At 70.0% G+C, this 23,129-nt stretch carries 19 protein-coding genes; 5 read left to right on the top strand and 14 right to left on the bottom strand.

What is annotated here, in order from left to right:
- Positions 1–3 precede the first annotated feature (3 nt).
- The 4 genes from sseA to VFX14_23440 are packed head-to-tail and all read right to left on the bottom strand — an operon-like array spanning position 4 to position 4,713.
- Positions 4–852: a 3-mercaptopyruvate sulfurtransferase gene (sseA, locus tag VFX14_23455; protein ID HEU5192648.1), complete on the bottom strand. Its 849-nt coding sequence runs from the start codon at positions 850–852 to the stop codon at positions 4–6.
- Positions 849–2,444 carry a rhodanese-like domain-containing protein gene (locus VFX14_23450; protein HEU5192647.1) on the bottom strand — a complete coding sequence of 532 codons (1,596 nt, stop codon included), beginning with the start codon at positions 2,442–2,444 and terminating at the stop codon, positions 849–851. Before VFX14_23450 ends, sseA begins: the two co-directional genes overlap by 4 nt.
- Positions 2,441–3,529 (bottom strand): LLM class flavin-dependent oxidoreductase, encoded by a 1,089-nt coding sequence (locus VFX14_23445; protein HEU5192646.1) that lies wholly within the window; start codon positions 3,527–3,529, stop codon positions 2,441–2,443. Before VFX14_23445 ends, VFX14_23450 begins: the two co-directional genes overlap by 4 nt.
- Entirely contained in the window at positions 3,529–4,713 is a 1,185-nt protein-coding gene (locus tag VFX14_23440) for an acetyl-CoA C-acyltransferase (protein ID HEU5192645.1), read from the bottom strand. Before VFX14_23440 ends, VFX14_23445 begins: the two co-directional genes overlap by 1 nt.
- An 80-nt stretch (positions 4,714–4,793) precedes the next feature.
- Here VFX14_23440 and VFX14_23435 point away from each other — a divergent pair, with 80 nt between their 5' ends.
- Together VFX14_23435 and VFX14_23430 are read left to right on the top strand one after the other, a co-directional pair.
- Positions 4,794–5,483, top strand: coding sequence for an alpha/beta fold hydrolase (locus tag VFX14_23435; protein ID HEU5192644.1), 690 nt, complete (start codon positions 4,794–4,796; stop codon positions 5,481–5,483).
- Positions 5,480–5,989 carry a tetratricopeptide repeat protein gene (locus VFX14_23430; GenBank protein HEU5192643.1) on the top strand — a complete coding sequence of 170 codons (510 nt, stop codon included), beginning with the start codon at positions 5,480–5,482 and terminating at the stop codon, positions 5,987–5,989. Before VFX14_23435 ends, VFX14_23430 begins: the two co-directional genes overlap by 4 nt.
- Here the strand turns inward: VFX14_23430 and VFX14_23425 are convergent.
- From VFX14_23425 to VFX14_23390, 8 genes are all read right to left on the bottom strand, one after another.
- The gene (locus tag VFX14_23425) at positions 5,953–6,954 is read right to left on the bottom strand and encodes an LLM class flavin-dependent oxidoreductase (GenBank protein ID HEU5192642.1); all 1,002 of its coding nucleotides are present in this window, start codon (positions 6,952–6,954) and stop codon (positions 5,953–5,955) included. The two genes, VFX14_23430 and VFX14_23425, sit on opposite strands and share 37 nt — an antisense overlap.
- A 40-nt stretch (positions 6,955–6,994) precedes the next feature.
- Entirely contained in the window at positions 6,995–7,576 is a 582-nt protein-coding gene (locus VFX14_23420; GenBank protein HEU5192641.1) for a cupin domain-containing protein, read from the bottom strand.
- Positions 7,573–8,223 (bottom strand): sigma-70 family RNA polymerase sigma factor, encoded by a 651-nt coding sequence (locus VFX14_23415; GenBank protein ID HEU5192640.1) that lies wholly within the window; start codon positions 8,221–8,223, stop codon positions 7,573–7,575. The genes VFX14_23420 and VFX14_23415 overlap by 4 nt, the downstream gene beginning before the upstream one ends.
- Positions 8,224–8,735: 512 nt before the next feature.
- Positions 8,736–11,222 (bottom strand): sodium-translocating pyrophosphatase, encoded by a 2,487-nt coding sequence (locus tag VFX14_23410; protein ID HEU5192639.1) that lies wholly within the window; start codon positions 11,220–11,222, stop codon positions 8,736–8,738.
- Positions 11,223–11,298: 76 nt separating this feature from the next.
- Positions 11,299–12,030: a CoA-transferase gene (locus VFX14_23405; GenBank protein ID HEU5192638.1), complete on the bottom strand. Its 732-nt coding sequence runs from the start codon at positions 12,028–12,030 to the stop codon at positions 11,299–11,301.
- A gap of 2 nt (positions 12,031–12,032) precedes the next feature.
- Entirely contained in the window at positions 12,033–12,575 is a 543-nt protein-coding gene (locus VFX14_23400; protein ID HEU5192637.1) for a CoA-transferase, read from the bottom strand.
- A gap of 9 nt (positions 12,576–12,584) precedes the next feature.
- Complete coding sequence (locus VFX14_23395) at positions 12,585–12,890, bottom strand: CoA transferase (protein ID HEU5192636.1); 306 nt, start codon at positions 12,888–12,890, stop codon at positions 12,585–12,587.
- A 42-nt stretch (positions 12,891–12,932) separates the two neighbouring features.
- Entirely contained in the window at positions 12,933–16,223 is a 3,291-nt protein-coding gene (locus VFX14_23390) for a BREX system ATP-binding domain-containing protein (GenBank protein HEU5192635.1), read from the bottom strand.
- 136 nt (positions 16,224–16,359) lie between these two features.
- Here VFX14_23390 and VFX14_23385 point away from each other — a divergent pair, with 136 nt between their 5' ends.
- Positions 16,360–16,974 carry a YdcF family protein gene (locus tag VFX14_23385; GenBank protein ID HEU5192634.1) on the top strand — a complete coding sequence of 205 codons (615 nt, stop codon included), beginning with the start codon at positions 16,360–16,362 and terminating at the stop codon, positions 16,972–16,974.
- Positions 16,974–17,294, top strand: a complete 321-nt coding sequence (locus VFX14_23380; protein ID HEU5192633.1) for a hypothetical protein — start codon at positions 16,974–16,976, stop codon at positions 17,292–17,294. The genes VFX14_23385 and VFX14_23380 overlap by 1 nt, the downstream gene beginning before the upstream one ends.
- A gap of 9 nt (positions 17,295–17,303) precedes the next feature.
- Here VFX14_23380 and VFX14_23375 read toward each other — a convergent pair whose 3' ends face one another.
- Complete coding sequence (locus tag VFX14_23375; protein HEU5192632.1) at positions 17,304–18,482, bottom strand: acyl-CoA dehydrogenase family protein; 1,179 nt, start codon at positions 18,480–18,482, stop codon at positions 17,304–17,306.
- Positions 18,483–18,614: 132 nt separating this feature from the next.
- Entirely contained in the window at positions 18,615–19,625 is a 1,011-nt protein-coding gene (locus VFX14_23370) for a hypothetical protein (GenBank protein ID HEU5192631.1), read from the bottom strand.
- A gap of 265 nt (positions 19,626–19,890) precedes the next feature.
- Here VFX14_23370 and VFX14_23365 point away from each other — a divergent pair, with 265 nt between their 5' ends.
- Positions 19,891–23,118 (top strand): tetratricopeptide repeat protein, encoded by a 3,228-nt coding sequence (locus tag VFX14_23365; protein HEU5192630.1) that lies wholly within the window; start codon positions 19,891–19,893, stop codon positions 23,116–23,118.
- Positions 23,119–23,129 lie beyond the last annotated feature (11 nt).

Below are 23,129 nucleotides of genomic sequence, written 5' to 3'. Positions count from 1 at the left end.
GGCTCAGGTCGTGACGGGCATGTCGGCCCGCGCGCCCCACTCCGACCACGAGCCGTCGTAGATCGCGACGTCGCGCCGGCCGAGGGCGGCCAGTCCGAGCGCGAGCACGCACGCGCTGACTCCGGAGCCGCAGGTCGCGGTGATCGGCTCCCCGAGGGAGAGTCCCGTGTCGCCGAAGGCCTTCCGCAGCATCGGCGGCGGCAGGAGCGTGTCGTCGGGAGCGAAGAGCTGGTTGTAGGGCAGGTTCTTGCTGCCGGGGATGTGGCCGCCGCGCAGCCCCGCGCGCGGCTCGGGCTCGGTGCCGGCGAAGCGCCCGGCGGAGCGCGCGTCCACCAGCTGCTCGCGCCCACTCTGGACGTTGGCGCGGACCTGGCCGAGATCGCGCACCAGCTCAGGACGGAAGGACGCGGTGAAGCGCCGGGGCGGCGGCGCCTTCTCGCCTGCCTCGACGGGCCGGCCCTCCGCGCGCCACTTGGCGAGGCCGCCGTCGAGCACGGCCACACGATCGTGGCCGAACACGCGGAACATCCACCACGCGCGGGCCGAGGCGATCATCGCCTTGGCGCCGTAGGCGATGACGCGGTCGCCCGCCCCGATGCCCAGCGCGCCCACCGCCTTCGCGAAGGCTTCCGGCGCGGGCAGCATGTGCGGTAGCGGCGAGGACGTGTCCGCGATCTCGTCGATGGCGAAGAAGACCGCCCCCGGGATGTGCGCCTGGCGGTGCTCGGCGTGGGCGTCGCGCTTGAGATGCGGCAGATAGTTGGTGGCGTCGATCACGCGCAGGTCGGGGTCACTGAGATGCGCGGCCAGCCACTCCGTGCTGACGGTGAGGGGAAACGCCTCCGGGCTCATCGGGTCGCCGGCGTGCCGGGGAGAAGGGTGTGCGGGCTCCGGCCCTCGTGATCGAGCGCCTCTTCCCATCGGAGATATGCCTCCATCGCCGCGCGCCCGCGCTCGTAGGGCTTCTGCACCACGTCGTCGGTCTCGTCGGCGAGCCGTGTAGGGCCGGTCTCGATGGGACGCCCCGCCGCCTGCCACGCCCGCACGCCGCCCGCGAGGACGCACGCCTTGCCGTAGCCCAGGCGCGCGAGGGCGACCGCCGCGTAGGTGGACTGCACGCCGTCCGCGCACGTGATGACCAGCGCCTGAGCCTTGTCGGGCGCGACGGCGCCGATCATCCGCTCGAGACGGCTGCGGCAGAGCCACACCGCGCCGGGCACATGCGCCTTGGCGTAGAGGTCGCTGGGATCCACGCTGACGACGACGGCGCCGCCGAGATCGTCGGGCGCCACCGTCGCGACGGCCTTGCGCGCGGTCTCGAGCCCCCACGGCTCGGGCGCCGGATGCCCGGTTTCCAGCGCGCCGCCCGCCGCCTGCCACGCGGGAAGCCCGCCCTCGAGATACGCGATGCGGGGGAAGCCGAGGCGCTTGTACCAGGCGGTGGTCAGCGCGGCACGGCTCCCGTCGTCGCACACGAAGACGATCTGGGCGCCGCGCACGGCAAGATAGTCGTCGATGGCCTGCACGGCTTGACCGCCCGGCACCCACACCGCGCCAGCCACGTGGCCCGCCGCGTACTCCTCCGCGGTGCGCACGTCGAAGACGTAGAGGGTCTCGGCGTCCCGCCGCGCCCGCATCGCCTTGAGCTCGGCGGCGTTGATGCCCCGCAGCCCGTCGCTCTCCGCGACGCGCTTGGCCACCTCCGCGGCCACCGCGCGCCCTTTGACGGTGATGGGTGGCGCCCAGCGCTCGGCCCCACGCTCCAGCTCGAGCCCGGCGAGCAGCCAGCCCATGGTGCCGTTCTCGAGCGCGATGATGGGGTTCGGCAGCCCCATGCGACGCAGCGACTCCGCGCCGATGTAAGAGCGCGTGCGCCCGCCGCAGTGGACGATGATGGTCTGGTCGGGGTGCTTCACCAGCTCGCCGATGCGCAGCACCAGCTCGCCGCCCGGCATGCTCACGGAGCCGGGGATACAGCCGCGGTGATATTCCTCGGGGGTGCGCGAGTCCACGATGACCATGTCGTCGCCGCGCGCGATGCGCTCGGCCAGCTCCGGGCAAGTCAGCTGGGGCGTCTTCCACTCGTGCAGCGCCCGCTCGCCGAACACCTTGCTGGGCACATTCAGGCCCTGCACGAGCGGGCGGCCGGCCGCGCGCCAGGCCGCGAGCCCTCCGTCCAGGACGCGCACGTCACTGTGGCCCATGGCGGCGAGGGTCGGGCGCGCGAGCTCGGCCACCGTGCCATCCTCATCGATGAGGACGATGGGCGTCGCCTTCGCCGTGACGAGCCCGGGGAGCCGGGTCTCGAGCAGGCGCCGCGGCAGTGAGGTGCTCCAGTAGATGTGCCCGCGCTCGAAGGCTGCGCGCTCGCGCACGTCGAGCACCGCGTGGGGTGTGGCGCCGCCCATGAGGGCCGCGAGGTCCGCCGGGCTGATCGTGGTCATCGCGCCACCACAGCCGCGGGCTGATCGAGGTGCTGCAGCTCGGGCATGACGCGCTTGGCAAAGAGCCGCATGTTCCGCTCCGCCTCGTCCTCCGGCATGCCCGCGTACGAGAAGATTCCCACGTAGTGGGTGTTCCCGGTGCGGCGCCGGATGTCCAGGATCTTCTCGTAGCACTGCTCGGGCGTGCCCCAGACCTGGAGGTTCATGAAGAAGTCGATAATCTTGTCCTGGCCGTAGGTGTGGATCTTCTCGGTCATCTTGCCGTAGTACTCGTAGCCCCGCGTGGTCGCGAGGTGATCGTCGGCGAAGCGGTAGTGCGCGAGCACGCTCTGGAAGTAGCCGCCGATGTACCGCGCGGCCAACTCGCGCGCCCGCTCCTCGCTCTCGTCGCAGAACGTCCAGCCCGCCGCGATGGGCGGCGGCGCGTCCGTCCCGTTGACGCTCCGGTACAGCGCCCGATATTCCTCCAGCTCCTTGGCCACCTCGGGCCAGGGCTTCTGGGGAATGATCAGAATGCCCACGCCGAGCTCGGCCATGATGCGGGACGACTCCGGCGACACCGCCGCCGCGTAGGTGCGGCCGCGGAACGACTTGAAGGGCGCGGGCCGGACGGCCACGCGCGGCTGCTTCAGGAACTGCCCGTCGTGCTCGCACCAGCCCGTCTCGAGCCCGTGCAGGAGCATCTGCGCGCTCTCCACGAAGCGGCCGCGCGACTCATCCATGGACTGGCGGAAGCCGTCGAACTCGACCTTCGCCGCACCGCGCCCGAGCCCTAGGATCAACCGCCCCCCCGTCAGGTTGTCCAGCATCGACACTTCCTCGGCGACGCGCAGGGGATCGTGCCAGGGGAGCACGACGACCATGGAGCCCAGCTGCATCCGCTGCGTACGGCCGGCCATGTAGGCGAGGAACTGCAGCACGTCCGGGCACATGGTGTAGTCGGTGAAGTGGTGCTCGACGCCCCACACCGAGTCGAAGCCCAGCGGCTCGGCGAGATCGGCGAGGCGCAGATCCTGCCGGTACACCTCGAGGTCGGGCCGCGCCTTCCCGGGATTCTGGAAAATCACGGCCAGCCCGACGTGCATCAGGCGACCTCGAAGAGCCCCGCCGCCCCCATGCCGCCGCCGATGCACATGGTGCAGACCACGTACCGGGCGCCGCGCCGCTTGCCCTCGATCAGGGCGTGCCCGACCATCCGCGCCCCCGACATGCCGTAGGGATGGCCGATCGCGATCGCGCCGCCGTCCACGTTGAGCCGGTCCATGGGGATGCCGAGCCGGTCTCGGCAGTACACGACCTGCACCGCGAAGGCCTCGTTCAGCTCCCAGAGGTCGATCTGGTCCATGGTGAGCCCGAAGCGCTCGAGGAGCCGCGGCACCGCGAACACGGGCCCGATGCCCATCTCGTCGGGCTCGCACGCGGCGACGGTGTAGCCGCGGAAGATGCCGAGCGGCTTGAGGTTGCGCCGCTCAGCCAGCTTGGCGTCCATCACGATGCAGGCAGAGGCACCGTCGGAGAGCTGGCTCGCGTTGCCCGCGGTGATGAAGCCCTTCTCGCCCATCACCGGCTTGAGCGCGGCGAGGCCGGCGGGGTTGGTGTCCGGACGATTGCCCTCGTCCTGGGCGAGCATCACCTCTTCCTCGCGCGTCTCCCCGGTGGCCTTGTCCTGCACGAGCTTCTTCGTCTTGAGCGGCACGATCTCGGCGGCGAAGCGCCCGGCCTTCTGGCCGGCGGCGGTACGCTGCTGGCTGGCCAGCGCGTACTCGTCCTGCGTCTCTCTCGTGATGTAGTAGCGCGTGGCCACGACTTCGGCCGTCTCGATCATCGGCATGTAGACTTCGGGCTTGTGCTCGTCGAGCCACGGCTCGTGGATCCGGAAGTTGTTGAAGTGCTCGTTCTGCACTAGACTGATCGACTCCACGCCGCCCGCCGCCATGATGGGCACCCGGTCCACGATCACCCGCTGCGCGGCCATCGCGATCGCCTGCATGCCCGAGGAGCAGAAGCGATTCACGGTGACGCCGGCGGTGGTGACGGGCAGCCCCGCGCGCAGCGCGGCCTGCCGCGCGATGTTCTGACCGGTGGCGCCCTCCGGCAGCGCGCAGCCGATGATCACGTCCTCGACCTCGGCAGGCTCGATGCCCGCGCGCTGCACTGCGCTCGCGATCACGTGGCCGGCGAGGGTGGCGCCGTGGGTGTTGTTGAAGGCGCCGCGGTAGGCCTTGCCGATCGGAGTGCGCGCGGTCGAGACGATCACGGCGTCTGCCATGGGATCTCCTCTATGGGGGCCGGATGGTAGCTGCCCGATCATCTTGCCTGACTCCCCCGGCGGGAGCAAGATCGGGTTCCGTGTCCTCCATCACGCGATTCACCGAGCCCTGCCCGCCCGGGCCCGCGGTGCGCGGCTGGCTGCATCGGCCGCCGCAGCCGTCGGGCGACGGGCTCGTGCTCGCCCACGGAGCGGGGAGCAACGCGGACGCGCCGATCCTGGTCGCGATGGCCGAGGCGATGGCCGAGGCGGGCTGGACGGTGCTGCGCTGCGATCTACCGTTTCGCCAGGAGCGGCCGACCGGGCCCCCGCATCGCGGCGCCGGCGAGCGTGACCGCGCCGGCCTTCGCAACGCCGCCACCGCGCTGCGCGCGCTCGCGTCCGGCCGTCTCGTGCTGGGCGGCCACTCCTACGGCGGCCGCCAGGCCTCGATGCTCGCGGCGGAGGCGCCCGGTCTGGCCGACGCGCTGCTCCTCCTCTCCTACCCGCTGCACCCGCCGAAGAAGCCGCGCGAGGCGCGTACTGCGCATTTCGGCGCGCTCCGCACGCCGGCGGTCTTCGTGCACGGCACGCGGGACGGCTTCGGCACGGTGGCGGAGCTCGACGCCGCCCGCGCCGGCATTCCCGGCCCGACCGCGCTGGTCGTCGCCGAGGGCGCGGGGCACGACCTCGGGGGCGGCGCGCGCGGGCGCGCGCGGCTGACCGCGCTGGCCGGCCAAGCGCTCGCCGCCCTCCACACCCTGCTGGGCCAGCCGGTGGGACGGCCATGACCGAGGAGCAGGCCTATCGCGACCTCGCCGGCGACGATCCGGCGCGCGCGGCCCGGGCGGCGGCCGCGCTCTGGGAGATCTGGTGCCGCGCGGGCCTTCCCGAGGTGGACCGCCTCTTCCAGGAAGGCGTGGCGGCCATGGAGGCGCGCGAGTTTCCGCGCGCGGAAAACCTCTTCTCCCAGATCATCGAGATCGCGCCGGACTTCGCCGAGGGCTGGAACAAGCGGGCGACGGTGCGCTATCTAAGCGAAGACTTCGCGGGGGCCATCGCCGACTGCGAGGAGACGGTGCGCCGCAAGCCGCGACACTTCGGCGCGCTCTCGGGCCAGGGGCTGTGCCACGTGGCGCTGGGCCAGATGCGCGAGGCGGCCGCCCTGTTCCGCCGCTGCCTCGAGGTGTATCCCCATCTCACCGCGGCCCGCCAGAATCTCGCCGCCACGCTGGGCGAGGTCGTGCAGACCAACGGCCATCACCCCAGGCCGAACGCCTCCGCCAGCAGCTCGTAGGAGCGCAGCCGCGCCTTGAAGTCGTGGGTGATCGTCACGATCACCAGCTCGTCCACGCCGTACTCCGCCGCGAGCGCCTCGAGCTGCGCCTTGACCTGCTCCGGCGTGCCCGCCACCGTGCGCCGGCGCGCCTCCGCGACGATGGCCCGCTCCGGCGGGGAGTACTGGTAGGCTTCCGCTTCCTCCACGGAGGGGAACGGCCCGAAGCGGCCCGTGTAAAGCCGCACGATGAAGAGGTCGCGGCAGCGCGCGAGCCGCTCCGCCTCGGCTTCCGTCTCCGCGCACAGGGCGAAGACCGCCACGCTCGCCTGCGGCGTGGCCAGGCGCGCGGAGGGGCGGAAGCTCTCACGGTAGAAGCGCGTGGCGTCCACCCCGCCCACCGCGTTGATGAAGTGCGCGTAGGAGAACGCGGTGCCGAAGTGCGCGGCGAGCGCCGCGCCATCGCTGCTCGAGCCCAGGATCCAGATGGGCGGCGCGGAGGGGCCCGCGGGCATCGCGCGCACGCCGCCGTAGGGGTGCCCGTCGGGCAGCTCGTCGTGGAGAAAGCCGATGAGGTCGGCGAGCTGCTGCGGGAAATGCTCGAGGGGCACCGCCCCTGGCCCGTGGCGGAGCGCGCGCGCGGTGCGCTGATCGCTGCCGGGCGCGCGTCCGATGCCGAGGTCGATGCGGCCGGGGAAGAGGGCCTCGAGCACGCGGAAGTTCTCCGCGACCTTGAGGGGGCTGTAGTGCGAGAGCATCACGCCGCCCGAGCCCACGCGGATGCGCGAGGTCCGCGCTGCGACCTGGCCCATCAGCACCTCGGGCGCGGCGCCCGCGAGCCCGCCGCTGCTGTGATGCTCGGCGAGCCAGTAGCGGGTATAGCCGAGCCGGTCGGCGTGCTCGGCGAGGATCAGCGTCTCCTGGATGGCCTCGGTGGGGGTGCCGCCGCTGCGGATCGGCGACTGGTCGAGCACCCCGAGGATCATCCGCCTCTCAGCCTACCCCCTCGACGACCGCGAGGCACGCTCAGCGAAGGACGTCTCGGCTCGAGGTGAGGAGGACGCACGTACAGCCGGTCTCGCTCCAGACACGCTGATCGACGGCGCCGGGCTCCCCCCGATTGTAGTCCCCGGGATAGAGCTTCTTGTCGTCGATCATCAGCTCACCGTGCAGCAGATACAGCTCTTCGATGCCGGCATGACGATGGGGCGGATACTCGGCTCCCGGCGCGAGCCGTACGAGCATGCTGACGCGGCCGTTCTCGGAATCCGTGGCGAGGAGCTTGCAAGAGATGCCCGGCGCCACGTCTTCCCATTCCGGTTCGGGCACTCGGCGAGGCGCTGACATCACCGGCGCGGTGCCCGTCTCGGTCGCGATTCGCTCGGCAAGGCGCTCCCACAGCGATGCCGAGGGTCGCAGCACATCGGTGGGCCAGGCGGTGAAGGCGCGGACGACCGGATGAAGCGTTTCCAGCTCCTGCCGGCAATCGGCGCACGCGGAGATATGGGCCTCCACTGCGAGGCGTTCGCTCGGAGGAAGGGTCTCCACCGCGTACAGGAACACCGCGTCCAGGCTGTCCCGATCGTGGTTGCCTGGTCCTGAGCTCATCGGTCCCTCGCTGCGGCGGCGAGCGCCTGTCGGAGCGCCGCGAGTCCCGATCGGATTCGGGTCTTCACGGTTCCCAGGGGCTGATTCAATTGAGCGGCAGCCTCGGCGTACGTCAACTCGGAGAAAAATGCGGTCTCAATCGCCTGGCGCTCGGGCAGCGTGAGCACCTGCAGGGCCTGTCGCAAGAGCTGACCCTGCTCCTTCGTGTCGAAGGCCTCGTGCGGGCCACGCGACACCGTCTCCGTCAGTGGACCGCCCGGATGATCGCTTCCGCGCTTCTTCCGCTGGTCGAACCGTAACCGGTCAATCGCTCTGGACCGCGCCTGGTTCATGATCCACCCGATCACTGACCCCCCCGCGGGATCGTACGACGCCGCTCTTCGCCACACATCGTAGAACACATCCAGTGTCAGCTCTTCAGCAGTCTCACGATTGTCGGTGATCCGCATGATCAAAGTGAACACGATTCGATGCGCTTGCGTGTAGAGCGCATGCAGTGACGACTGGTCGCCTCGGGCGATGGACTGGACGAGCGCCACCCAGTCGCTCTCGGGAACGCGGGCCTTCGTCTTGTCCGCGTAGAGCAGATCCCCCAGGGTCGTCTCGGGGTCACACTGCTCGCCTTGGTGTGGACGTTGCGACGCCACCACAGCCAGGCATTATGCTGACACCGTTCGTCCGGGTCAAGCCGGGGGGTCGCCCCTTGCATTTTCGAACTTGCGTCGCTCGCGATCCCAGGCCGCGAAGCAGAGGATATGAACGTGGTACTTGTCGACGGTGTCAGCGTCGTTGTCTCGGGCGAACTCGATTTCGAGCTCGAGCTCGTCACGCTGTATGGACACATTGCACATCGTGCAGTCGGCCCCGACGCCTGGGCCTCCCCACATTCGCCTGGGGGGACGGTTAGGCAGCGTCCCGGCTTGGATCACTTCGCGGACTTTCTGGCATAGAGAGTTCTCATCGCTCATCTAGCCGGCCATGTTGTCCAGGGCAGGATCGGGCCAGACGGTCAGAGGTTCCGCACGGACGCCGCGCTCCAGCATTCAACTCATAAAACGTCAAACAGAGCCCGGCGGATTGGCGAAGGGAAAATAAACGGCGGGACATGGGCTTGAGACCCGCCCCTCCCCACGGGGGAGAGGGGCGGGCGAGCGAGCGATCAGGCGGCGGCCGTCTTGATGCGCATGCCGTAGAACGAGCGCCACACGAAGACGAGCGAGAACACGAAGAAGACGAGGGCGAGGCCGCGCGAGAGCCCGCCGCCCTGGGTCGCGGTGAGCGTCACCGCCAGCTCGACGGCGAGCAGGCCGAAGAGCGTGGTGAACTTGATGACGGGGTTCATGGCCACCGAAGAGGTGTCCTTGAACGGGTCGCCCACGGTGTCACCGATCACGGTGGCGGCGTGCAGCGGGCTGCCCTTCTCCTTCAGCTGGACCTCCACGATCTTCTTGGCATTGTCCCAGGCCCCGCCCGCATTGGCCATGAAGATGGCCTGGTAGAGGCCGAACAGCGCGATCGAGATCAGGTAGCCGATGAAGAAGTACGGCTCCAGGAACGCGAAGGCGAGCGTGGAGAAGAACACGGTGAGGAAGATATTGAACATGCCCTTCTGGGCGTACTGGGTGCAGATCTCCACGACCTTCTTGCTGTCGGTCACTGACGCCTTCGTCGCGCCTTCCAGGCGGATATTGGCCTTGATGAACTCCACGGCCCGGTACGCGCCGGTGGTCACCGCCTGGGTGGAGGCGCCGGTGAACCAGTAGATGACGGCGCCGCCCGTGATGAGCCCGAGCAGGAAGGGCGGGTGGAGCAGCGAGAGCTTGTCGAGGTTCTGGGTGAGGCCGTGGGTGAGCACCACGATGATCGAGAAGATCATGGTGGTGGCGCCGACCACCGCGGTGCCGATGAGCACGGGCTTGGCGGTGGCCTTGAACGTGTTGCCGGCGCCGTCGTTCTCCTCGAGGAGATGCTTGGCCGCCTCGAAGTTGACGTCAAGATTGAAGTCTTTCTTCAGGGCGCCCTTGATGCCGGGCAGCGTCTCGATCACCGACAGCTCGAACACGGACTGGGCGTTGTCGGTAACGGGGCCATAGGAGTCGACCGCGATGGTCACCGGCCCCATCCCGAGGAAGCCGAAGGCCACCAGGCCGAAGGCGAAGACCGCGGGCGCGAGCATGAGCGCGGCAAAGCCCATGGTGCTTACGAGGTACGCGATGCCCATGAGCGCCACAATGACAATGCCCAGCCAGTAGGCGCTGAAGTTGCCGGCGACCAGGCCGGAGAGGATGTTGAGGGAGGCGCCGCCCTCGCGCGTGGATGTCACCACCTCCTTCACGTGACCGGACTCGACCGACGTGAAGACCTTGACCAGCTCGGGAATGATGGCGCCGGCGAGGGTCCCGCAGGTAATGACGGTGGAGAGCTTCCACCAGAGGGTGCCGTCTCCGAGCCCCGGGATGAGCAGGTACGAGGCGAGGTAGGTCATGCCGACCGACACGACGGAGGTCAGCCACACCAGGCTGGTGAGGGGCGCCTCGAAATTCATGCGGGTCGCGTTCGCGTAGCGGCCGCGCGTCACCACCTCGTTGATGAGGTAGGAGGCGCCGGAGGCCACGATCATGAGCACGCGCATCACGAAGATCCACACGAGGAGCTGCACCTGGACGGTCGGCTCCTTGACGGCGAGGACGATGAAGGAGATCAGCGCGACGCCGGTGACGCCGTAGGTCTCGAAGCCGTCCGCGCTCGGGCCCACTGAGTCGCCCGCGTTGTCCCCCGTGCAGTCGGCGATGACGCCGGGGTTGCGCGCGTCGTCCTCCTTGATGTTGAAGACGATCTTCATGAGGTCGGAGCCGATGTCGGCGATCTTGGTGAAGATGCCGCCCGCGATGCGGAGGGCGGCCGCGCCCAGCGACTCGCCGATGGCGAAGCCGATGAAGCAGGAGCCCGCGTACTCCCCGGGGATATAGAGGAGGATGCACAGCATGATGAACAGCTCCACCGAGATCAGGAGCATCCCGATGCTCATGCCCGCCTTGATGGGGATCGCGTACACCGGATAGGGCCGGCCCCCGAGGCTGGCGAACGCGGTGCGTGAGTTGGCGAAGGTGTTGATGCGGATGCCGAACCATGCCACGCCGTAGCTGCCCGCGATGCCGATGAGGCTGAAGAGCAGGATGATGATGACCTTGCTCGCGTCGAAGTGCAGGAGCAGGCCGAAGTACAGGACGATGATCACCCCGATGAACGCTTCGAGGATGAGGATGAACTTGCCCTGGGTGATGAGATAGGTCTTGCACGTCTCGTAGATCAGCTCGGAGATCTCGCGCATCGACTCGTGCACGGGGAGGTTCTTGAGCTGGGAATAGATGACGAGGCCGAAGACGAGCCCCAGCACGCACACGAAGAGGCCGGCCTGGAGCAGGCTGCGCCCGTTCATGCCGAGGAACTGCGACTGCGAGAGATCGGGGATGCGGATGTTGGCCTCGCCGCCGCCGTGGGACGGCGCGGGCGCCGCGGCCGCCGCCGGCGGGGGCGTCTGCGCGAGCACGTCGGCGGGCAGGACGGAGGCCAGGAGCAGCGCCAGCAGCACGAGCGGTAAGGCCACCCGGGCGGCGCCGCGGCACGTTGCGCGCAGCTGATTCATGTAATTCTCTCCCTGACGAGTCACAGTGTGGGCGATTGGGGCAACCTGATACTTATGCCTATTTCGGCGCCCCGCGTCAAGACTGCTGCTTGACGAACTCCGGATAGAACACGCCGAGCTCGTCACGCACCGGCCCGCGCAGGAGCGCGAGCTCTTCCTCGGTGGGCCCGGCGGTCTCCGGCACGGGCGACGGCGCGTGGAGCGCGAAGCCGGTCTTGGCCTCCACCTCCGCGAGTGTCACGCCGGGATGCACGCTGCCGAGCTCGAGCCGACCCCGCCCCCGCGGGAACTCGAACACGCAGAGATCGGTCACCACCGCGTGCAGGCCGCCGAGGCGGTAGACGCCCTCCGGCGGCACGCCCGGCGCAGTCACGAAATCGACCTTGGGCACGAACACGCGCCGGCTGTGCTCGGTACGGAAGAGGATCAGACGCTTGGCCACGAAGGCGAGGATGCCGTTGGCGCGGCCGCCGGGCAGGCGAACCTTCGGGTGCTCGTACTCGCCGATCACGCTCAGGTTGAAGTTGCCGTGCTGATCGATCTGGGCCCCGCTCGCGAAGAAGACGTCGAGTCGACCCCGCACCGCGAAGTTGTAGAACTCCTGCACGCCGCCGTTGAAGGGAAAGTGGGCGCGGCTGCCCAGCAAGATGAGCCGCGAGGACGGAGCGTGCAAGCGCTTCGCAAGAAGACAGGCGCTCGCGGGGATGGGCGACACCGAGCCCACCGCGATGGTCTCGCCGTCGCGCAGCCGCCGAGCGATGGCGACGGCCATCACCTCGGCGCGGCTCGCCCCCGGCGCGTCCCCCACGTTCAGCGCGCGGCGCCGGCGAGGCCGACGCGCTCGAGATAGCCGGCGTGGTCGGGGACGCCGTACACGTACCGGTCCAGCCACTTGGCGAACGTGTCGTCGTCCCCCGCGGCCTCGATGTACTCGCGCACGTGCGCGTCGTCCACCGGATAGCGCCCCTCGCAGGACGTGGGATGCGCGCCGTGGGGCGCATGCACCACCGCGCTCACGTGGATGCCCGGCACGAGCACCCCGGTGTGCGGCTCCTGGGTGAGGTCGCCGTCCACGATCTCCTCCACCGTGGCGATGGTGCGGCGGGAGGCTTGCGCGATGAGCTTGGCGTCGAGCACGCCGCTCGTCACCACGTTGCCGTGGCGGTCGCCCTTCCAGCCGTGGAACACCGCGACGTCCGGCGCGACCGCGGGCACGATCACGATGGGCTCCTGCGGATCGTAGGGATTGGGAAGGACCCGGAAATCCGGCCGCACCGTCATGTAGTCCGTGCCGAGGAGGCCGCGTACCGGCACGAACGGGACGTTCATCACTCCAGCCTGGAGTGCGCTCATGATGGCGGGTCAGGAGTGCTCGCGGTAGCGCAGGCGACCCGCCTCGGCCCGGCGACGGAAGTTCGGCGCGAAGCCGTACTCCATGAAGGACAGGCTGGAGAACTCCACTTCGGCGAGAGCGTCCGCGCCGATCATGAGATCCACCGCCCAGCCGGAGGAGGGCGCCAGGACCATGCGAAGCGCGCGCCGCCCTTGCCGCAGGAGCTCGTGGAAGAAGGCGGCGGGCTCCATGCGCATGTAGCCGACATAGCTGACCCGGTCACCGTCCCGCACCAGGCGGGCGGCCTCCGCCATGCTGCCGATCGCGCCGTCCATGGGGCTCCTCCCGAGCCCCGATGGTAACACCGAAGACCCGGCCTAGACCCCGCCCGCCGGTCCCACGCGATCGCGGTCGAGGCGCTCCAGCCAGTAGCGCATGCCCATGGACTCCAGAAGATCCACCGCGGCGCCGCGATGCCGCGATACCGCGTCATCGTCCCCTGCCCGCCGCGCGAGCCGCGCCAGGGTGAGATGAATGCGCGCGGCGAGGGGCCGCATCCCCAGCGTCTCCGCGAGGGCCAGGGCTTCCGTGGCGTGCTGGCGGGCGGCGGCGAGGTCCGGGGCGGGCGCCTCCCCGACGGCGAGGGCGAGCAGGCGCCGCGCGTAGACCTGATTGCCGCGCTCCTTGTGCTCGACGGCGAGAGCGAGTGCGCGCCGCGCGTGCGGTGTGGCCTCGCCGACGCGCCCGGCGATCACCAGCACCTCGCCGAGATGCGTGACGATCAGGGAGAGCCGCCCGAGCCGGGCCATGCGCTCGCCGCGCGCCACGGCTTGGCGCGCCAGCTCCACCGACTCCGCGATGCGACCGTCGAGCGCGCGCACCACCGCGAGATCGCCCGCGAACGGCGGGAACAGAACCGGGACCTCGGCGCAGAGGGCCAGCCCGCGCGCGAGCACGGTCTCCGCCTCCGTCATGGCGCCTCGGCGCAAGAGCACCCCGCCCAGGCCCAGCAGGCCGTAGGCGAGGCTATAGCCGTGGCCCGCCGCCTCCGCGATGCGGATGCCCTCCTCGGCGGCCCCGATCGCGTGGTCGAACTCGCCCAGCTCGGCGAGGCTCCACGCGAGATGGCTGCGGCCGAGCACGGAGGCGAGGCCGGGCAGGCCGAACGTCTCGTACCGGCGCTCGTCCTCCGCGAGGGCCAGGCTGCGGCGGAGGAGCGTCACCGCCCGCGGATAGTCGCCCAGCGTCCGCACCGCGCCCGCCATGCTGTACTGACCCACCACCTGGAGACCGAGATCCTCCACGCGCGCGGCGATCGCCACTGCGCGCTCACCCGCCTCCACCGCGGCATCCGAGTCGCCCATCTCCCAGTGCATGGTGGTGCGGTACGCGAGGGCGCGCGCGAGTCGCCGCTCGTCGCCCATGCGGCTCGCGATGGACTCGGCCGATCGCAGCACCGCCAGCCCCTCGGCGTGGGCGCCCAGCGGCACCAGCGCCGCCTCGAGATCGAAGCCGATGTCCACGGCGAGCGCCCGCGACTCGGGACTCTCCGGGAGATGGCTGACCCCTTCGAGGGCGCGCTGGAGGAAGTCCACCGCCTCGCGGCAAGCCAGGCGCGCGAGCGCGCCGCGGCCCGCCTCGCGGCAGTAGCGCACCGCCTGATGCCACAGCTCGCCCGCGAAGGCGTGGTGGGCGAGGCGCTCGACCTGCGCGCCGCGTCGGTCGCCGTAGAGCCGCTCGATGGTGTCGGTGATGCGGGCGTGCAGCGCGCGCCGGCTCTCCTGGAGCAGGCTCGCGTAGGCGACGTCGTGGATGAGAGAGTGCCGGAACGCGTAGACCGGATCGGGGAAGAGCGTGGCCTCGGTGAGGAGCTCGGCGCGGCCGAGCTGGGCGAGGCCCTCGCGCACGGCATCGGCGGGCTCGTCGGCCACCGCCTCGAGCAGGGTGACCGGCACTTCCTCGCCGATCACCGACGCCGCCTGCAGCAGCCGCTTCTCCGTCGCGGGCAGCCGGTCGATGCGCGCGGCGAGGACGGCACGGACGCTCGCGGGCACCTCCAGCGTGCGCGCCGGGCGGACCACGCGGTAGGCGCCGGGGGCGCCGGTGAGCACGCCCGTGTCCACGAGGCTTCGCACCGACTCCTCGAGGAAGAGCGGATTGCCGCGCGCGCGCTCGGCGACCAGACGCTGGATCAGCGCCGTCTCCTCACCGGGCCCCAGAAGGCCGCGGAGCAGCGCGTGCGCGCCCTCGGGACGGAGCGGCTCGAGACGGATGCGCGAGTAGCCGGGCCGCCGGCTCCAGCCATCCTCGTACTCGGGCCGATAGGTGCCCAGCAGCAAGGTGCTGGGAGGCAGCCGCTCGACGATGTAATCCATCGCTTCGCGTCCCTCGGAGTCGATCCACTGCAGATCCTCGAAGATCATCACGAACGGCTGCCGCCGGCCCACGCGCTCCACCAGGCGCACCAGCACCTCCACGGAGCGCAGCCGTCGGGTGCTCACGTCGAGGGCGAGGAACGGGCTGCCCGGCTGCGCCACACCGTGCAGCCACTCTAGCGCAGGGAGATCGCTCTCGAGCGCGGGGTCGAGGTCGCGGAGCTCGCGGGCCAGCTTCTGGCGCACCGTCTCGGGCGCGTCGCCGGGCTCGATCTTGAAGTAGCGGCGCTGGAGCTCGATGCCCGGGCGATGCCCCACCGCGCGGCCGTACGAGAGCGCGGCGGCTTCCAGTACGAGGCAGCCGCGCTCGCGCGCGCGTCGCGCGAGCTCGCCGACCAGGCGCGACTTTCCCACGCCGGCTTCGCCCACCACCGCGACGAGCTGCGGTCGGCCCTCGCGCACCGCGTCCACGATGGCGAGCAGGCGCTCGATCTCGGCCTCGCGCCCCACGAACGGCGTGAGGCCGCGCGCGGCGAGCGCCTGCGCACGGGACTGCGCGGTCGCGCCGCCCGTGACCTCGTGGATCTCCACCGGCGTCTGCAGCCCGCGCACCGGCACCGCGCCGAGCGCGCGCGTGGCCACCCGTCCGGCGGCGAGAGCGACGGTGTCGCCGGTGGCGAGGATGGAGCCCGGCTTGGCCATCTGCTCCATGCGCGCCGCCAGGTGCACGGTGGGCCCCACCGCGGTGTAGGTCATCGAGAGGTCGTTCTCGATCGAGCGGACCATCACCTCGCCGGCGTTCAGGCCCACGCGGATCTGAAGGGGCACGCCGGCCGCGCGACGGGTGGCATCGCCGAGCGCGGCGATGCGCTCCTGCATGCGGAGGGCGGCGTAGCAGGCGCGCACCACGTGATCCTCGTGGGCGAGCGGCGCGCCGAACAGCGCCATGATGCCGTCACCCATGACCTGGTTCACCGTGCCCTCGTAGCGATGCACCGCCTCCATCATCTGCTCGAGCACCTGGTCGAGGATGCGCCCCGCCTCCTCGGGATCGCGATCGGCAAGCAGCTCCATCGAGCCCTGCATGTCGGCGAAGAGCACCGTGACCTGCTTGCGCTCGCCGGCCAGCCGCGTGCGCGAGTCCCGGATGCGCTCGGCGAGATGCAGGGGCGTGTACGCCTGGGGTGCGCCGAAACGCGCGGGATCGGGCGCACCCACGAGGGGCGCGCCGCATGCGGAGCAGAAGCGGGCGCGAGGCTGGGCCGCGTGGCCGCAGCGGGGACAGGAGGTCATCCGTGCGTGTCCACCATCGTCTCGACCCGGTCAGGGTACCAGCACCGTCAAGGCAGCGTCGCTTGCCAGGATGCGGGGGGCGGGGCATCATCACGCTCATGCACGCCACGATCCGGCCCGGGAGCGCCGGCGGGACGTGCTAGCACGCACCGGCTGGGGCCCACGGCTGATCCGCACGATCGGAGGCGCCACCCTCGCGGTCATCCTCGTCGGTGGCTTCACGCCGCTCGCCAACGTCCTCAACGCCTGGATGGGGGGACCATCCCAGATTGCCCCCGCCGAGGCGATCGTCGTCCCCGGCCGAGGCGGCGTCGACGTGGACGAGGTGCTCACCAATCGCTCGATGCGGCGGACACTCCGCGCCGTCGGCCTCTACCGCAAGAGCCTCGCCCCCCTGCTCGTCTTCTCGGGTGATGGCGGCGAGGTCGATGCGCGCGTCCGGCTCGCGGTGAGCCTGGGGGTGCCCGTCGACCACATCGTGGCCGCGCACGGCGCCAACACCACGCGCGAGGAAGCCGCGTTGCTGGACCATCTCCTCCGGCCGCGCGGCGTCGCGCGGGTGCTCCTCGTGGCCGATCCCATCGACATGCCGAGGACCCGCGCGCTCCTCCAGCGCCGCGGCTTCACCGTGCTCGGGGCGCCCTCCGCGTCCAGCGGCCCCGGCGACCCCGAGTCGCGCCTCTCGCTGTTGCGGGACATCGGCACGGAGCTATCGGCTTATGTGTACTACCGCCTGCGGGGATGGATGTGATGTTCGACATGGATCCGCAGGAGCTCCTGCTGCCGTCGCTGGTCGTGGTGACCTCGGTGGCGGCCTACCTCGTCGGCAGGTGGCTCCTGCGCCTGCCCCGCGCTCGGCTGCGCCGGGCCGCGGCACGCGCCCTCGAAGCGCTGGGCCTGCTCATGCTGTTCGGCGTGGTGAACGTGGGGCTCGGGATCGCGTTCGTGCTGGCGTACCGTGGGATCACGGGCGAGTTCCTGTCGTTCTATCTCCTGAACGACGCGGTGCTGGGCATACTCTCCCTGGTCCAGGCGCTGATCTTCCAGTGGTGGTGGGCGCGCTCGGACTGACGGAAAGCTTTACACGAACTGCGTGTCGGGCTCGAGCCCGAGCAGGAACTGGCCCACGGTCTCGAAGTGCGAGGCGCGGCCTTGGAGCTGCTGCGTGACCGCGTGGATGTCGCGGAAGCGGCGCTCGAAGGCGCCTGCGGTAAAGATGGCGCTGGAGCCCGCGGCGGCGTACACGGTGTCAGCCACGTCCCGGGCCTGGTGGATGGCGTAGGTCGCCGCGAGGCGAATCGTCATCCGCTGATCGAGGGCGAGGCTGCCCGAGCGGCCGACATCCTGCCAGATCTCTTCGAGCGAGCCCAGCAGAAACATCCGCGCCGAGCGCAGGCGCGCCTCCGACTGCGCGACCTGGGACTGCACGACGTGGTTGTCGCGCAGCGTGCGCCGGCCGCCCCGCGGCGTCTTGTCGCGCGCGAGCTCCACGAAGGCGTCGAGCATCGCCCGCGCGAGCCCCATCGCCACGCCGGCGAAGCCGGAAGCGTAAAGACTGCCGGCAGGGAAGCAGTAGAGCGGGCCGGGCTGGCGGCGCTCGGCGGGATCGTCGCGTGACACCGAGTAGGCGTGGGGCACGAAGAGGTCGGTGACGGTGAAGGTGTCGGAGCCCGTGCCCCGCAGGCCGCTCACGTGCCACACGTCCACGATCTCGGCGCTGGCCGCGGGGAAGAGCATGGTCCGCTCCTCGCGCCGCCCGTCCGCCCGCCGGCGGGGCTGACCGTCCGCGGTGACGATGGGGCAGTGCCCGCCCAGCCAGGTGGCGTGCCGGCAGCCGCTGGCGAAGGACCAGGTACCGGTGACGCGATGACCGCCCTCCACCGCCACCGCGCGGGCGTCGGGCCCCGGGCCCCAGGCAAGCACGGCGCGCCGATCCTCGAAGACGTGGCGGGCGACCTCGGGGCTCAGATACGCGGCCGTCATCGCGCAGCCACCGGCCTGGCAAAGGCACCAGGCGGCGCTCCCGTCCGTCTTGGCGATCTCCTCCATCACCTCGACGAAGGTGACGGGATCGACCTCGCCGCCGTCGAGCACCCGGGGGAGGAGCAGCCGGAACAGCCCCGCCTCATGCAGGCCGTCGAGGAGAGCCGGCACCAGGCGGCGCTCGGCCTCTACCGCCTCGGCGCAGCGGTCGAGCAGCGGCGCCAGCGCGCGCGCCCGCTCAAGAGGCTGCCCTGCAGGCCTGCACTGTCGCTCCATCGCACCTCCTCCAGGTCCGGCTACTATACCCCGGCCGCAGCGCCGTCCACCGCCCCGCCCCAGGGGCAAGCAGAAGGGGCGCCGGCTCTCGCCGGCGCCCCTTTGGCGTCGCGTCAGATCGTCAGCGGGCGACTAGCCGCGCCGACGAGTCCTCCAGGCCATCCCACCGCCCAGCCCCACGAGCCCACTGCCAAGCAGCAGGAGCGTAGCCGGAACAGGAACCGGGGGAGGCGGAATCACGAACTCGCTGGTCAGGATGAAGAGCTGCTCGAACCCATTGTTGAGGCCACCCAGGTCGAACCGGAGCGAGATGCTATCCCACGGGCAGTTGGTCGTGTTGACTCCCTCAGCCGCGCACGTCGCGAGCAACGCATTCAGCGCATCGGAGAACGCCGCATACGCGGCCTCGTTGGCGCCCAGGTTGTGATTGATCGGACCGACGGCCTGATTGCCGTCACACGCGACCTGATTGCCCACCGCGTCGAGACAAACCGCGCCCCTCGCCAGAATGAGCTCATCGGGCAAGTCGGCGATGCCGTCAGTAGGCTGAGGTCCGCCGGAGAAGAGCGTGGTCGGCCCCTCCAGCTCGAGAGTCACATTGTTGGCCGAGTTGTCCAGATCGACCAGGGTCAGCATCCCGTAGACGCACACGTCCTGCGCCGAGGTCGCAAGCGGGCAATTCGCCGAGGCGACCCCGCTGTTCAACTGGTTCTGGTTGAAGAAGAAGATCGGGGTCGCGCCATTGAGGAACGTGGTGAAGGCGGTTAGCGTGCTGTCCCAGGTGCCCGCCGCGTCGCCAGCGAACTCGCCAGTACCACCGGGATCGGCCGTCGTCGTCGTGGAGAACGTGGTACCGCCGCTCTTTCCGCCCACGGCGGGGTACGCGTTGTCCATGCCCGCAAAGTTGGTGGTGACGGGTACGCCGTTCGAGCCCGTGTAGACGACGACGCCGTTCTGGATCTGCCCGGGGCTCGACTGGATGCTGAGCCCAGCGAGCGGCAAGGACTCGACCGCGAAGTCCCCGTTGAAGGCGCAGATCAGGTCGGTACACGCGACGAGATCTACGGCATTACTGATGGAGGGCCCAGCGAGCACCGCCACGGTGAGACCTGCGATTACGAGTGCGAACCTGACGAGTCTCATGTTGCCTCTCTTCTCTTTCACTGCGCCCGACCCCCAGGGCCGGGTTTGGAGTGAAAAATCACCGACTTGACAATTTTGCATCCCACTGGGGGCTTCAGCAGGAATCGTGCCTGGAAATAAGGGGTGTCTTTACCGTAACTTGCGCATCCACAAGTTGTGCACAGCGGCGAAATGTAAGGATCTCGGACACTGGCCCCCTAACGACGGCTCTGGTCCGGCAGAGGCGATGGGACAGTCCATACGCGCCGGTGTATGCTGACGCGGCATGCGAAATCATACGATGCGCGTTGGCGCGGTCCTCGGCCTCGTGGCCTCGCTGTTCCTCGTGGGCTGCTTCCAGGACCCCCAGGCCAAGAAGCAGCAGCATTTCGAGCGGGGCTCCCGCTATCTGTCGGAGGGCAAGTACAACGAGGCTATCGTCGAGCTGAAGAGCGCGCTCCAGATCGATCCGAAGTTCGTTCCCGCCCTCCATGCCCTCGGCCGCGCCTACTACGCCAAGGGCTGGTACCCGGACGCGGTGCGCGAGCTCGGTCGGGCCGCCGATGGTGACCCCGGCTCGGTCGAGATCCAGTTGCTGCTTGGCCAGGCGTATCTCGCAGCCGGCGATACGCGCCGCGCCGAAGAGCTGGCGGAGACCATCCGGCGCATCGAGCCGGACAGCGCGCTGGTCGACTATCTGATCGGCGCGGCCCGGATCGGGACGGGCGATCCGAAGGACGCGGTGACGCTTCTCGCGCGGGCCCAGGCGAAGAACGGGACCATCGCGGAGATCCACCAGGCGTATGGCGACGCGCTGTTTCAGGCCGGCCGGTTCGGCGACGCCGAGAAGGCGTATCGCTCCGCCCTCGGTCTCAAGGGCGGGCTCACGGGCGCGCAGATCGGTCTCGCGCGAACGTTGCTCATTCGCGGACAGCGGGAGGAGGCGACCACGCTCCTCGACGAGGCGCGGCGTCAGAGCCCGGAGAATCCACAGGTCCGGGTCGTCCGCAGCGCCATCCTGAGCGCCGAAGGCAAGCTCGACGAGGCCATCAAGGAGCTCGAGGCGCTGCCCCCATCAGCACGCTCGCCCCAGGCCGTGCTCAGCCTGGCCGATCTCTACGCGCAGGCCGGCCGACTCGATGAATCCATCAGCCTTCTGACCAAGGTCACGAAGGCACTGCCGAACGCGCTCGTTGCGCGGCACATGCTCGGGCAAGTGGCGCTTCGGGCTGGGCGCCCCGCCCTCGCCGTCACCGAGTTCACCGAGGTCGTCAAGCAGGTCCCGCAGAATCCGTGGGCGCGGTTGAGCCTCGCCACGGCCTACGTGGGGGCGGGGAAGCCCCAGGAGGGGCTCGCAGAGCTCGACCGACTGGCGAAGGCGCTGGCCAAGAGCCCCACGTATCACCTTCAGCGCGGTCGGGCCTACGCCATGCTCGGACGGGAGCGCGAGGCGGTGGAAGCGGCCGAGCAGGCGCGCCGGCTCGCGCCGACGAGCCCCCAGCCGTATCTGCTCCTCGGCCAGATCTACGCCGCGCGCAAGGACATGGCGAAGGCGCAAGAGATGTACTCGCGCGCCCTCGAAGTCGCCCCCCAGCTCACGAGCACCCGCATGGCGCTCGGCTACCTCTACGACCTGGAGGGCAAGCCCGCCGCGGCGATCCAGGAGTACGAAGCGGTGCTCCAGACCGATCCGCGAAACAAGCGCGCCCTGTCCGCGAAGGTGTCGACGCTGGTGCGGGACAAGAAGCTGGATCAAGCGATCGCCTTTCTCCAGCAGGTGCTCGCCGCCGATCAGAAGAACGTCCCCGCGCGTGTGCTCCTCGGCAACACCTACCTCCTGAATCGAGAGCCGAAAAAGGCCGAGGACGAGTATCGCCGCGCGCTCAAGCTGGACGAGCGCGACGTGACGGCGCGGCTCCAGCTCGCCCGGCTGACGATGGATGGCAAGCGCGACGCCGAATCGATCGCGCTCCTCCAGTCGATCCTGAAAGACCAGCCGGGGCAGGTGCCGGCGGCGGCGATGCTCGCCCAGACCCTCGCGCGCCTGGGACGCTATGACCAGGCGGTTCCCGTCCTGGAGACGGCGCTGGGACGCAATCCCGAGGCCACGGAGCTCGTCGTCCCCCTGGGCGAGCTGTACCTCAAGAAGAACGCGCCCGACCAGGCCATCGCACGGTTGTCGCCGGTCGTGACCGCTTCCCCGGGGCTTGTCGAGCCCCGCATGCTCCTGGGACTCGCCTACCTCGCCAAGCGCCAGCCCGACGAAGCCATCAAGCAATTCGACCAGGTAAACAAGCTCAATCCCGACCTGGCGCGCAATCATTACTATCTCGGCCGGGCGCGGCTCGCCAAGGGCGATACGGCGGGCGCCGGCCGGGCCTATGCTCAGGCGCTCAAGCTCGATCCCAACTTGAAGCAGGTCCAGGTCGAGCTCGCCGCGCTAAGCGGACAGAAGGTGAACCCCGAGACCCGCACGGCCCAGATCGCCGAGCTCCGGACCGCGCTCGAGCGTGATCCGCAGAACATCGCGCTGCGGTTCGCCCTCGCCCAGAGCCTCCTTGCCGCGCGTCAGCTCGATCCGGCGGAAGCCGAGCTCAAGCGTATTCTCGACGTGAATCCTCAGTTCGCGCCCGCCAATATCGCGATGGCCGGCCTACTGATCATCAGAAAGAAGCCCGATGCCGCCGTGGAGCATCTGAAGGCCGTCCTGCGCGTGGATCCGAACCATCTCGAGGCCAATCAGCTGCTCGCCGACTATTACGAGAGCCGCGGCAACCGCGACACCGCCATCCAGTATCTGAGAACCGTCACGAAGGCGGCGCCCGAGAACGAGGCCGTGAAGCTCCGGCTCGCCGCTCTCTACGGAAAAGCGGGGCGCTTCGACGAGGGCATCGAGCTGGCGCGGGCGGTGGCGACCAACCGGCCCAAGGTTGCCGCGGCGCACCTGCTGCTGGGCGAGCTGCTGCTGGGACAAGGGCAGGTCGCGCCGGCGATCGAATCGCTGCGCACCGCCGCGCGGCTCGAGCCTCGATCCGCGGTGATCCAGCTTCGCCTCGGCGAGGCGTACGAGCGGAAGGGGGATCCGGACGCTGCGCTCGGCGCCTACCGTCAAGCGGCCACGCTCGCGCCTGAGAACCCCCGCGCGCACAACAACGTGGCGTGGGTCCTCGCCTCGCAGGGCAAGAGCCTCGACGAGGCGCTGGAGCGCGCGCGCAAGGCCGAGACGCTCGTCCGCGCCAATCAAGCGCAGGCGGCAATCTTGCCCGGAGTGCTGGACACCCTGGGATTCGTCTACTACAAGCGCGGCGAGTATGGCCTGGCCGAGCCGCCGCTGCGCCAGGCCGCAGAGCTCTCGACGAACAATGCGATGATCCAGTATCACCTCGGCCTGACCTATCATCAGCTCGGGCGCAAGGCCGATGCCGCGACCTGGCTCCGACGCTCGCTCCAGGTGGACGCCAAGTTCGCGGGGGCGGACAATGCCCGGAAGCTGCTGGACGAGCTCGGCGGCTAACTCTCGATACC

The organism is Candidatus Methylomirabilota bacterium (genome assembly GCA_035764725.1).
GTDB lineage: Bacteria > Methylomirabilota > Methylomirabilia > Rokubacteriales > CSP1-6 > DASRWT01.
The sequence above is the reverse complement of the archived record's forward strand: the minus strand, read 5'-3'. Positions and strand labels throughout refer to the sequence as shown.